Annotated in this window: 10 protein-coding genes; 6 read left to right on the top strand and 4 right to left on the bottom strand. The window is 70.8% G+C overall.

Translation table 11 applies throughout. The annotated features are described in order from the left end of the window. The coding region (locus AX721_RS03175) for an acetyl/propionyl/methylcrotonyl-CoA carboxylase subunit alpha (protein ID WP_068874591.1) at positions 1 to 1,304 on the bottom strand (1,304 nt) is incomplete at its 3' end. Positions 1,305 to 1,475: 171 nt separating this feature from the next. Then, positions 1,476 to 3,068, bottom strand: a complete 1,593-nt coding sequence (locus tag AX721_RS03170; protein WP_068874590.1) for a carboxyl transferase domain-containing protein — start codon at positions 3,066 to 3,068, stop codon at positions 1,476 to 1,478. 341 nt (positions 3,069 to 3,409) lie between these two features. On the opposite strand from AX721_RS03170, the gene AX721_RS03165 reads away from it, so the two are divergent. From AX721_RS03165 to glcF, 5 genes are all read left to right on the top strand, one after another. Beyond that, positions 3,410 to 4,561 carry an acyl-CoA dehydrogenase family protein gene (locus AX721_RS03165; protein ID WP_082765433.1) on the top strand — a complete coding sequence of 384 codons (1,152 nt, stop codon included), beginning with the start codon at positions 3,410 to 3,412 and terminating at the stop codon, positions 4,559 to 4,561. Continuing rightward, positions 4,561 to 5,343, top strand: a complete 783-nt coding sequence (locus AX721_RS03160; RefSeq protein ID WP_068874587.1) for an enoyl-CoA hydratase/isomerase family protein — start codon at positions 4,561 to 4,563, stop codon at positions 5,341 to 5,343. Before AX721_RS03165 ends, AX721_RS03160 begins: the two co-directional genes overlap by 1 nt. Before the next feature lie 89 nt (positions 5,344 to 5,432). After that, positions 5,433 to 6,920 (top strand): FAD-linked oxidase C-terminal domain-containing protein, encoded by a 1,488-nt coding sequence (locus AX721_RS03155; RefSeq protein ID WP_068874585.1) that lies wholly within the window; start codon positions 5,433 to 5,435, stop codon positions 6,918 to 6,920. Next, positions 6,920 to 8,092, top strand: coding sequence for a glycolate oxidase subunit GlcE (glcE, locus tag AX721_RS03150; protein ID WP_068874583.1), 1,173 nt, complete (start codon positions 6,920 to 6,922; stop codon positions 8,090 to 8,092). The genes AX721_RS03155 and glcE overlap by 1 nt, the downstream gene beginning before the upstream one ends. After that, positions 8,089 to 9,417: a glycolate oxidase subunit GlcF gene (gene glcF / locus AX721_RS03145; RefSeq protein WP_082765434.1), complete on the top strand. Its 1,329-nt coding sequence runs from the start codon at positions 8,089 to 8,091 to the stop codon at positions 9,415 to 9,417. Before glcE ends, glcF begins: the two co-directional genes overlap by 4 nt. Before the next feature lie 99 nt (positions 9,418 to 9,516). Here the strand turns inward: glcF and AX721_RS03140 are convergent, their stop codons facing one another. Beyond that, positions 9,517 to 10,590, bottom strand: coding sequence for an NADH:flavin oxidoreductase (locus AX721_RS03140; RefSeq protein ID WP_231733241.1), 1,074 nt, complete (start codon positions 10,588 to 10,590; stop codon positions 9,517 to 9,519). A 122-nt stretch (positions 10,591 to 10,712) separates the two neighbouring features. Here AX721_RS03140 and AX721_RS03135 point away from each other — a divergent pair, with 122 nt between their 5' ends. Continuing rightward, entirely contained in the window at positions 10,713 to 11,075 is a 363-nt protein-coding gene (locus AX721_RS03135) for a DUF6152 family protein (protein WP_068874579.1), read from the top strand. Here the strand turns inward: AX721_RS03135 and AX721_RS28225 are convergent. After that, positions 11,014 to 11,721, bottom strand: coding sequence for an NUDIX domain-containing protein (locus AX721_RS28225; RefSeq protein WP_082765435.1), 708 nt, complete (start codon positions 11,719 to 11,721; stop codon positions 11,014 to 11,016). The genes AX721_RS03135 and AX721_RS28225 overlap by 62 nt on opposite strands. Between the last annotated feature and the right edge of the window lie 27 nt (positions 11,722 to 11,748).

The raw sequence follows: 11,748 nt of genomic DNA, 5'->3' as shown, positions 1-11,748 counted from the left end.
ATGAAATCCGGCGTCTCCAGGCAGCGGACCAGGAAGGCGGCGTTGGTCTTCACCGGAAACACCTCGACCTCGCCGCACGCCTCGGCCAGGGCCGCCACCGCCTGGTCGCGGTCGTCGCCGTGGGCGATCAGCTTGGCGATCATCGGGTCGTAGAAGGGGGTGATGGAATCGCCCTCGTCCACGCCGGTGTCCACGCGCACGCTGGTGGGCAGGCTGAAGCTCTCCAGCTTGCCGATCGACGGCAGGAAGCCGGTGGCGGGGTTCTCGGCGTAGAGGCGGGCTTCCACCGCGTGGCCGTTCAGCTCGATCTGCTCCTGGCGCAGGGGCAGGGGCTCGCCGGCCGCCACGCGGAACTGCCATTCCACCAGGTCCAGGCCGGTGACCATCTCGGTGACGGGATGCTCCACCTGCAGGCGGGTGTTCATCTCCATGAACCAGATGCGGTCGCCGCGCAGGCCCTGGCTGGCGTCGGCGATGAACTCGACGGTCCCGGCGCCCACATAGCCCACTGCCCTGGCGGCCTTCACGGCGGCGTCGGTGACGGCGGCGCGGGCCTGCTCGCTCATGCCCGGCGCCGGCGCCTCCTCGATCACCTTCTGGTGGCGGCGCTGCAGGGAGCAGTCGCGCTCGTAGAGGTGCACGACATTGCCGTGGCGGTCGCCGAACACCTGCACCTCGATGTGGCGCGGGCGGGTGACGTAGGTTTCCAGCAGCACCCGGTCGTCGCCGAAGCTGGCCGCCGCCTCGCGCTGGCAGGAGGCCAGGGCCGCCTCGAACTCGGCGGCGCTTTCCACCAGCCGCATGCCCTTGCCGCCGCCCCCGGCCACCGCCTTGATCAGCACCGGGAAGCCGATCTTCTCGGCCTCGGCCTTGAGGCGCGCCGGCGACTGGTCTTCGCCCAGGTAGCCGGGCGTCACCGGCACCCCGGCCTTCTGCATCAGGTCCTTGGCGGCGTCCTTCAGGCCCATCGCCCGGATGGCCTGCGGCGGCGGGCCGATCCAGACGAGGCCCGCGGCCATCACCGCCTCGGCGAACTCGGCGTTCTCCGACAGGAAGCCATAGCCGGGATGGATCGCCTCCGCTCCCGCCGCCTGCGCCGCCGCGATCACCCGATCCCCGCGCAGATAGCTCTCCCGCGCCGCCGCCGGCCCGATCAGCACCGCCTTGTCCGCGTCGCGCACATGCGCCGCGTCCTTGTCAGCCTCGGAAAAGACCGCGACGGTCTCGATCCCCAGGCTACGCGCGGTGGCGAATACCCGGCGGGCGATCTCGCCCCGATTGGCGACCAGAACCGACCTAAACATCAGACGCCCCACGCGCCGCAGGCGCTGTCATATCGAAACACGAAGAGCACGAAGGGCGCGAAGACCACGAAGCAACCGCGGGCAGGCTCCCTTTGTGTCCTTCGTGACCTTGGTGGTCTTCGTGTCGGATGGACGCGCGCTGGCGCGCCATGAGCCTCGCCATGTCGGACCTCACATCCTGAACACGCCGAAGCGCGTCTCGGGGATCGGGGCGTTCAGGGACGCGGAGATGGACAGGCCCAGGACGTCGCGCGTCTGCGCGGGGTCGATGATGCCGTCGTCCCACAGGCGGGCGGTGGCGAAGTAGGGGTTGCCCTCGTCCTCGTAGCGCTGGCGGACAGGCGCCTTGAACGCCTCTTCCTGCTCCGGCGACCACTTGTCGGCGTCGCGGTGGACGGTGGCCAGGACCGAGGCGGCCTGTTCGCCGCCCATCACGCTGATCCGGCTGTTGGGCCAGGTCCAGAGGAAGCGCGGCGAATAGGCCCGCCCGCACATGCCGTAGTTGCCGGCGCCGAACGAGCCGCCGATCAGGACGGTGAACTTCGGAACCTCCGCGCTCGCCACGGCCGTCACCAGCTTGGCCCCGTCCTTGGCGATGCCGCCAGCCTCGTAGCGGCCGCCGACCATGAAGCCCGAAATGTTCTGCAGGAACACCAGCGGGATCTTCCGCTTGCACGCCAGCTCGATGAAGTGGGCGCCCTTCAGCGCGCTCTCCGAGAACAGCACCCCGTTGTTGGCCAGGATCGCCACCGGATGGCCCCAGATCCGCGCGAAACCGCAAACCAGGGTCGTGCCGTACAGCGCCTTGAACTCGTCGAACTTCGAGCCGTCCACCACCCGGGCGATCACCTCGCGCACGTCGTACGGCGCGCGCACGTCGGTGGGCACGACGCCGTACAACTCCTCGGGGTCGAAGGCCGGCGGCTCGGGCTCCTCCATGTAGAGCCCCACCTCCTTGGTGGTGTTCAGGTTGGCCACGATGCGCCGGACGATGCTGAGCGCGTGCTCGTCATTCTCGGCCACGTGGTCCACCACGCCGGAGCGGCGGCCATGGGTGTCCGCCCCGCCCAGTTCCTCGGCGCTGATGATCTCGCCGGTGGCCGCCTTCACCAGCGGCGGGCCGCCGAGGAAGATGGTGCCCTGGCCCCGGACGATGATGGTCTCGTCCGACATGGCCGGCACATAGGCGCCGCCCGCGGTGCACGAGCCCATGACGCAGGCGATCTGTGGGATGCCCTCGGCGCTCATCCGCGCCTGGTTGAAGAAGATGCGCCCGAAGTGGTCGCGGTCGGGAAACACCTCGGCCTGGTGCGGCAGGTTCGCCCCGCCCGAGTCCACCAGATAGACGCAAGGCAGGCGGTTCTGCTGGGCGATCTCCTGCGCGCGCAGGTGCTTCTTCACCGTCAGCGGGAAATAGGCGCCGCCCTTCACCGTGGCGTCGTTGGCGATGATCAGCACCTCGCGGCCGGACACGCGCCCGATGCCGGTGATCACGCCCGCGGCGGGGGCCTCGTCACCATAGAGGCCGAAGGCGGCGAGCTGGCCCACTTCCAGGAACGGCGCGCCGGGATCCAGCAGCCGCATCACCCGCTCCCGCGGCAGCAGCTTGCCGCGCGACGTATGCCGCTGGCGCGACGCCTCCGGCCCGCCCAGCGCCGCCTGGCCCGTCCGCTCCCGAAGCTCGTCCACCAGCGCGCGGTTGACCTCGGCGTTGGCGGCGAAGGCGGCCGATCCGGTGTCGAGCGCCGATTGCAGTTTCCTCATGCCCCAGCCCTAGGCCGTCGTTTCCGTCCGAAGGTCAAGTTCCGCGAAGGTGAGGCAGGGCCGCGGGGGTATTGCCTGCATTGGTTTGTTTCGGCGGGAAATCGTGCCTGAAATTCCGCAATTGAGGGGTTTGATTGACTTGTCATCCCGATTTCGCGGCACGCGAAGACCGGGACCCCGATGTGTTGTGGGCGGCGCGGGGCGAAGCGGCTCCGCACCAACCGGCCATCAAACGCCTCACAGCGGGGTCCCGGTCTTTGGCTGCGCCAAAACCGGGATGACATCGGGGCGGGCGCGCAAAGTCTATGCTCACCCAACGTCGCCGTGGCACACAGCGTCGCGTGACCACCGAGACCTTTCCCGAGATCCGCGAGGCTGTGCGCAGGCTCTGCGCGCGCTTCCCCGGCGCCTACTGGCGCGAGCTCGATCGCGAGCGGGCCTATCCCACGGCTTTCGTCCAGGCCCTGACCGAGGCCGGCTTCCTCTCGGTCCTGATCCCGGAGGAATACGGCGGCTCGGGCCTCGGCCTCGCCGCCGCAACGGCGGTGCTGGAGGAGATCCACCGCTCGGGCTGCAACGGCGGCGCCTGCCATGCCCAGATGTACACCATGGGCACGGTCCTGCGGCACGGCACGCCGGCCCAGAAAGAGGCCTATCTGCCCAAGGTCGCCACCGGCGAGCTGCGCCTCCAGGCCTTCGGCGTCACCGAGCCCGACGCGGGCACCGACACCACCCGCATCACCACCTTCGCCAGGAAGGTCGGCGACAAGTACGTCGTGAACGGCCGCAAGCTGTGGATCAGCCGGGCCGAGCATTCCGACCTCATGGTCCTGCTCTGCCGCACCAGCCCCCGCGACGAGGCCAGGACCTCGGCCGGCATGAGCGTGCTCTTGGTCGACATGCGCGAGGCGGTGGGCAAGGGCCTGACCATCACCCCCGTCCGCACCATGCTGAACCACGCCACCACCGAACTCCTGTTCGAAGACCTGGAGGTCCCGGCAGAGAACCTGGTGGGCGAAGAGGGCAAGGGTTTCAAATACATCCTCGACGGCATGAACGCCGAGCGGATCCTGATCGCGTCCGAATGCATCGGCGACGCCAGGTTCTTCATCGACCGCGCCAGCCAGTACGCCAAGGACCGGGTCGTCTTCGGCCGCCCGATCGGCGAGAACCAAGGCGTCCAGTTCCCGCTCGCCCGCGCCTACGTCCAGATGACCAGCGCCAGCCTGATGGTCGACAAGGCCGCCGCCCTGTTTGAGGCCGGCCAGCCCTGCGGGACCGAGGCCAACATGGCCAAGCTGGTGGCTTCGGAGGCCTCCTGGTACGCCGCCGACATGTGCCTGCAGACTCACGGCGGCTTCGGCTTCGCCGAGGAATACGACATCGAGCGCAAGTTCCGCGAGACCCGCCTCTATCAGGTGGCCCCGATCTCCACGAACCTGATCCTCAGCCACGTGGCCACCCACGTCCTGGGCCAGCCGAAGAGCTTCTGATGACATACGAAACCATCAAGGTCGAAGAGGCCGCGCCGGGCGTCACGGTGATCGCCTTCAACCGGCCGGACGTGGCCAATGCGCTCTCCACCCAGATGGGCCGCGAACTGCTGGAGGTCTGGTCCAAGCTGCGGGGCGACGAGGCGCTGCGCGCAGTGATCCTGCGCGGCGAGGGCAGGCACTTCCAGGCCGGCGCCGACCTGAAGGAACGCAACGGCATGACCGACGAGGCGTGGGCCGAGCAGCACCGGCTGTTCGAGGCCATGATCCGCGCCCACCTGGCCTGCCCCGTCCCGGTGATCGCCGCCGTACAGGGCGCGGCCATGGGCGGCGGCTGCGAGATGACGCTGGCTTGCGACTTCGCCTATGCCGCGGAGGGCGCGCGTTTCGGCCTGCCGGAAGCCGGTCTCGGGATCATCCCGGGCCTCGGCGGCACCCAGCTCCTGACCCGCGCCGTCGGGCCGCGCCGGGCTATCGAGATCCTCACCACCGCCGCCCCGTTCACCGCCGATCAGGCGTTGGCCTGGGGCCTCGTAAGCGGCGTGGTGCCGCCGGATCAGCTGCTCGACACCGTGCTCGGCGTCGCCCGGGTGATCGCCAGCAAGGCCCCCCTGTCCGTCCGCGGCGCCAAGCGCGTCGTCCACGGCGGCCAGGACCTGGACCTGGCCCGCGCCATGGACCTGGAGTTGACCGTCTACAGCCACCTCTTCACCACCCACGACCGCCGCGAGGGCGTCGGCGCCTTCAACGAGAAGCGCACGGCGCAGTTCGAGGGCCGCTGACCCCCTACTTGTCATCCCGGTTTTGGCCTTCGTCCAAAACCGGGATGACACGCTTTGAGAGGGGCGAGTCTCCGCTTACTGATGCCCCCATGCACATGCCCGCGCCCGACCCTGCGCTGATCGCCCGAAAGGCCGAGATCGTGCGGGCGCTCCGGAAGATCGTGCCGGGCGAGGGGGTGGTGTCCGAACCCGCGGGGCTGGTCCCGTTCGAGAGTGACGGTCTCTCCGCCTACCGCCAGACCCCGATCGCCGTCGTGCTGCCCGAGACGACGCAGCAGGTCTCCGAGATCCTGCGCTGGTGTCAGGCCAATGGGGTGAAGGTGGTGCCGCGCGGCGCCGGGACCTCGCTCTCCGGCGGGGCCCTGCCGCTGGCCGACGGGGTGGTGCTGGGCCTGTCCAAGTTCAACCGGGTGCTGGAGGTGGACTACGCCAACCGCTGCGCCGTGGTGCAGCCGGGCGTGACCAACCTGGGCGTCACCGCCGCCGTCGAGGGCCAGGGCTTCTACTACGCCCCCGACCCGTCCAGCCAGATCGCCTGCACCATCGGCGGCAACGTGGCCGAGAACTCCGGCGGCGTGCATTGCCTGAAGTACGGCCTGACCACCAACAACCTGCTGGGCTGCGAACTGGTCCTGATGAGCGGCGAGGTCGTGCGCCTGGGCGGCAAGGCCATGGACGCCGAGGGCTATGACCTGCTCGGCCTCGTCACCGGCTCCGAAGGGCTGCTGGGCGTCGTCACCGAGGTGACGGTGCGGATCCTGCCGCGTCCCGAGACCGCCCGGGCGCTCCTGCTGGGGTTCGCCACCGTGGAAGGCGCGGCCGCGACGGTCGGCGACATCATCGCCGCCGGCGTCATCCCGGCCGGGCTGGAGATGATGGACAATCCGGCGATCCGGGCGGCGGAGGCGTTCGTGGGCGCCGGCTATCCGGTGGACGCCGCCGCCCTGCTGATCGTCGAACTGGACGGGCCCGAGGCCGAGTGCGCCGAGCTCACCGGCCACGTCCGCGCCCTGGCCGCCCAGCGCGGCGCCGACTTCGTGCGCGTCTCCAATAGCGACACCGAGCGGCTGGCGTTCTGGGCCGGGCGCAAGGCGGCCTTCCCCGCGGTGGGGCGGATCGCGCCGGACTACTTCTGCATGGACGGCACCATCCCGCGCGGACGACTGTCCCAGGTCCTCACCCGCATCTCCGAGCTGTCCGCCGAGTACGGGCTCGGCGTCGCCAACGTCTTCCACGCCGGCGACGGCAACCTGCACCCGCTGATCCTCTACGACGCCGACATCCCCGGCCAGCTCGAGAAGGCCGAGGCCTTCGGCGCCGACATCCTGAAGCTCTGCGTGGCCGTAGGCGGCGTTCTGACCGGCGAGCACGGCGTCGGCGTCGAGAAGCGCGATCTGATGGGCGAGATGTTCGACCCCACGGACCTCGCCTGCCAGCAGCGGGTGAAGTGCGCCTTCGACCCCGGCCTCCTGCTCAATCCCGGCAAGGTCTTCCCGACCCTGCACCGTTGCGCGGAGCTGGGCCGGATGCACGTGCACAGGGGCAAGCTCGCCTTCCCCGAACTGCCGCGGTTCTGATGATCGACACCGCCGTCCGCGTCCTGAAGCCCACCACGCCGGAGGAGGTGCAGGCCCTCGTCGCCGAGGCCGGCGCCGCGGCGCGTCATATCGAGGTCATCGGCGGCGGAACCAAGCGCGCCGTCGGGATCATGGACCCTGTCGACCTCGTGCTGTCGACCCAGCGGCTGGACCGGATCGTGGACTATGCGCCCGACGAGCTGGTGCTCACCGTCCAGCCCGGCGTGCGGCTGGCCGACATCGAGAAGCTGGTCGCCTCGCGCGGCCAGATGCTGGCCTTCGAGCCGCCGCGCTGGACGCGCCTGCTCGGGGCGCGGGGCGAGCCCACCCTGGGCGGCGTGCTGGCGGCCAACCTCTCCGGGCCGCGGCGGATCCGGGCGGGCGCGGCGCGCGACCACTTCCTGGGCTTCGCCGCGGTGTCGGGCCGGGGCGAGATGTTCAAGGCGGGCGGCAAGGTGGTGAAGAACGTCACCGGCTACGACCTCATGAAGCTGATGGCCGGATCGTGGGGCACCCTGGCCATCCTCACCGAGGTGACGCTGAAGGTGCTGCCGGCGTCCCGGACGGAGACCACCCTGCTGCTGTTCGGCCTGCCCGACGTGCGCGCCAGCGAGGCCATGGCCCTCGCCATGAACGGCCCCTTCGAGGTCTCGGGCGCCGCGCACCTGCCGTCCTTCGCGGCCCGAGCGCGTCCGCTGAAGGCCGAGATGCCGACCACGGCGCTCCGACTCGAAGGCTTCGAGGCCTCCGTCGCCGCGCGGGCGGAGGCCCTGGCCGCGGCGCTCAAGGGCTATGGCCGGATCGACGCCCTGGACGGACCCCACAGCCAGGCGTTCTGGGCCCAGATCCGCGAGGTGGAGGCGTTCGCCGGCGATCCGCGGCCGCTGTGGCGGCTGTCCCTACCCCCGGCGGTCGGCTGGCGGGGTCCGCACGGCCTGCCAGGCGATGCGCTCTACGACTGGGCCGGCGGCCTGGCCTGGCTGCTCACCGAGGAGCCGGCGGCCAAGGTGCGCGCGGTGGCGAACAGCTTGGGCGGGCACGCCCTCTGCCTGCGTGGCGCGCCGGCGTTCGGTCCGCGTGACGGGGCCCTGGGCGCGCTGCACGACCGGGTGACGGCGGCGTTCGACCCGCTGGGCGTGCTCAATCCCGGGCGGCTGGAGGGCGGCGCGTGAGGACCGACTTCTCGCCCCAACAGCTGGCCGACCCGCAGACCGCCGCCAGCCAGGCCGCCATCCGCAAGTGTGTCCACTGCGGTTTCTGCACGGCCACCTGTCCGACCTACGTCCTGCTCGGCGACGAACGCGACAGCCCGCGCGGGCGGATCGAGCTGATCCGCGAGATGCTGGAAAAGGGCGGCCCCCCGGCGCCGGAGACGGTGACCCATGTCGACCGCTGCCTCTCGTGCCTGGCCTGCACCACCACCTGCCCGTCGGGCGTCGACTACGCCCAGCTGATCGACCACGCCCGGGCCCATATCGAAGCGCACCACGTGCGGCCCTGGCCGCAGCGGATATTGCGCGCGCTGCTTCCGGCGGTGCTGACCAGCCCGCGGCGGCTGGCGGCGGCGTTGGCCCTCGGCCGCCTGGCCCGCCCGCTGGAGCCGCTGCTGACGCGGCTGCGGCTGGCGCCGCTCGCCGCGCTGCTGCGACTGGTTCCGCCGTCCCCGCCGCGGGCGGCGGCCGCCCAGGTCCCGCTGCCGTCGGGCGCGCCGAGGGGACGGGTGATCCTGCTCCAGGGATGCGTGGAGCCGGCGATGGCGCCGCAGGTCCGCGCCGCCGCCATCCGCCTGATCGCGCGGGCGGGCTACGAGGTCGTGCTGGCCGAAGGGGAAGGCTGCTGCGGCGCCCTGTCCGAACATCTCGGGCGTGCGGACGAGGCCAAATCCATGGCGCGGACCAATCTGGCGGCCTGGGCCAAGGCCGGGCCGGTCGCGGCGATCGTCACCACCGCCGCCGGCTGCGGAACCATGCTGAAGGCCTATGGCCGGCTGGTGGGCGAGGCGGTCCCGGCGCGCGACGTCCTGGAGTTCATCGCCGAGGTCGGCCTTCCGGATCGGGTGCGGACGCCCTCGCTCAGCGTCGCCTACCACGCCGCCTGCTCGCTGCAGCACGGCCAGCAGATCAAGGCCGCGCCCCCGCGCCTGTTGGCGGAGGCCGGCTTCGACGTGCGGACGGTGGCGGAGGGCCATCTCTGCTGCGGGTCGGCCGGAGTCTACAACATCCTGCAGCCCGAACTCGCCACGAAGCTGCGCGACCGCAAGGCCGCCAACGTCAACGCCGTCGGCGCGACCGTCGTCGCCGCCGGCAATGTCGGCTGCATGGCCCAGCTCGCGCCAGTGCTGGACGCACCGGTGGTCCATCCCGTCGAACTGTTGGATTGGGCGACGGGCGGTCCACGGCCCGCGGCGCTCGCCGGTCAAGGCCTAGGTAGTTGTACGGAAGTAGCGCTACGGAATTTCCAGGCGGGCGAGAAAGAGCGACCCTTCCACTCAGAGTAGTAGAGGATGGGCGCCGAGGTGTTGCTGACCGCGTTCGGCGTCTATGCGGTCATCGTCGTCGCCCTGACCCTCTGGAATGCGCGTGCGGCGCGCGCCGCCTCACGCCGCCTGAACGAACCCGGGCCAGGTGGACATGTACTGGACAAACGCCGGTCCCAGGCCCTCGTTGGCCAGATATTCGGCGGTGACCGGTAGGGCGGCCGGCGTGAAGCCCGGATCGCGGGCGCGCTCCGGGAAGTCGTGGTGCAGGATCGCCGCCCGCCCGATCAGGACGTAGTCGGCGCCGTTCTCCAGCATCGTCGAGGCGATGGCCGGGCTGGTCACCTTGCCGGCGACGCCCAGGCGCACATGTCCCCGTTTGAGCTCCGTGAAGTAGCTCATCAGGCTGCGGCCCTTGTGCGCCTCCTCCGTCGGCTCCTTGAAGACGTCCCACAGCGACATGTCGAGATAGTCGATCCGGCCGTCGTCGAGGACCGACCGCGCCACCTGGACGATCTCGGCGAGCTTCAGCCCGAAGCGCTCGGGCGACAGGCGCAGGCCGAGCTGGAAGTCGGCGCCGGTGCGGGCGCGGACGCCCTCGATGATCTCGAAGATGATGCGGGCGCGGTTCTCGACCGAGCCGCCATAGCGGTCCTCGCGCCGGTTGATCTCGGGCGAGAGGAACTGGGCCAGGACATAGCCGTGCGCGCCGTGGATCTCGACGCCGTCGAAACCCGCCTTCTCGGCGCGGACCGCGGCGGCCACGAAGTCCTCCACCAGCTGTTCGACCTCGCCCAGCGACAGGCCCCGGGCGCCGGTCTCCGGATCGTCCGACGGGCAGACCGGCTGGCCCACCAGCTCCTTCGGACTGCGGTTGCCGGCATGGTGCATCTGCAGCGCCGACACGCTGCCGGCCGCCTCGATCGCCGCCGCCAGCCGCGAGAGGCCGTCCAGGTGCTGGTCGCCGAAGACGCCCAGTTGGCCGGGGAAGCCCTGGCCCACGGCCTGCACGTGCGCCGCGCAGGTCATGGTCAGGCCGAAGCCGCCCTCGGCCCGCTTGGTCAGCCAGCGGAACTCGTCGTCCGACAGCGTGCCGTCCGCATGGCTCTGCAGGTTGGTGAGCGGAGCCAGCATGAAGCGGTTCTTCATGGCCGGGCCATGCGCCAGCGTCATCGGTGCGAACAGGTCAGCCAAGGCCGGGCCTCCATTGCGGATCTCGGCGGCAGGGTTACCCGCCTTCCGCAGGGGCGCGCAAACGAGCCTTTCTACAAGCCGTGTCAGGCCTTAACGTCGCGGCCCGGGGGCAGGAGGTCGGAATGGCAAGACTGTCGATCATGGGCGCTGTGGCCGCCCTCGTCCTGGCGGGCGGCGCCGCTGAGGCCCACCACGGCTGGTCCGTCTACAGCGACCAGGAAAGCCAGGTATCAGGGGTGGTGGAAACCGCCTCCCTGGGCCAACCGCACGGGCTGATCCGGGTGCGCACCGCCGACGGCGTCTGGGCCGTGATGCTGGCTCCGCCGGCGGCGATCCAGCGCTCGGGGCTGACCCTTGCGGCGATCCCGAAGGGGACGCAGGTGACCGCGCGAGGTCACAAGCGCACCGACGGGACCCTGGAGATCAAGACCGAGCGGCTGGTGGTGGGGTCGCGGACGTACGACCTGTATCCCGCCCGGGACTGATCCCGTTGGCGGCCGGCTCGTAGAGTCGCGCGGGACGGTGCGCGCCGTGGGCGAAGTCGTCCGTCTCCCGCACGCACGCGAGCGCGGACACCATCTTGCGGAAGTTCCGCTTCTCCGCGTCCTCGCCCACCACCGCCTCGTAGGCGCCCTGAAGCTGGCTGAGGGTGAACCGGCCCGGCAGGAGGGCGAACAGCGGCGAGATGCGGCGCGCCTGTGAGGTCAGGGCCGCCAGGGCCTGGCGCAGGATCTCGTCGTGGTCGAAGGCGAGGGGCGGTAGGTCGTCCACCGGGAACCACCGCGCCTGGGCGGCGTCGGTGGCGGCCGCCAGCCGCAGCTCGTCCGACGGCAGCAGCGCCAGATAGGCCACCGAGATCACGCGCTCGCGGGGATCGCGGTCCGGGGCGCTGAAATTGCCGAAGTGCAGGAGCAGCTCGGCGTCGACCCCGGTCTCCTCGAGCAGCTCGCGGCGGGCGCAGTCGTCCAGCTCCTCGTCCGGTTGCAGGAAGCCGCCGGGAAGCGCCCACGCCCCTTTGTGCGGCGCCTCGCCCCGCTCGATGAGCAGGACGTTCAGCGCGCCCCGCCGAAGGGTGAAGACAGCGATGTCGGTGGCGACCGCCGGATGGGGATAGTCGTAGGTGAACGGCATGTTCGTGTGTTGACTACACTAAGTTCG

The organism is Phenylobacterium sp. CCH9-H3, from assembly GCF_001557235.1.
GTDB lineage: Bacteria > Pseudomonadota > Alphaproteobacteria > Caulobacterales > Caulobacteraceae > Phenylobacterium.
Note: the sequence above shows the minus strand (reverse complement) of the source record. Positions and strands in the feature narration are given on the sequence as shown.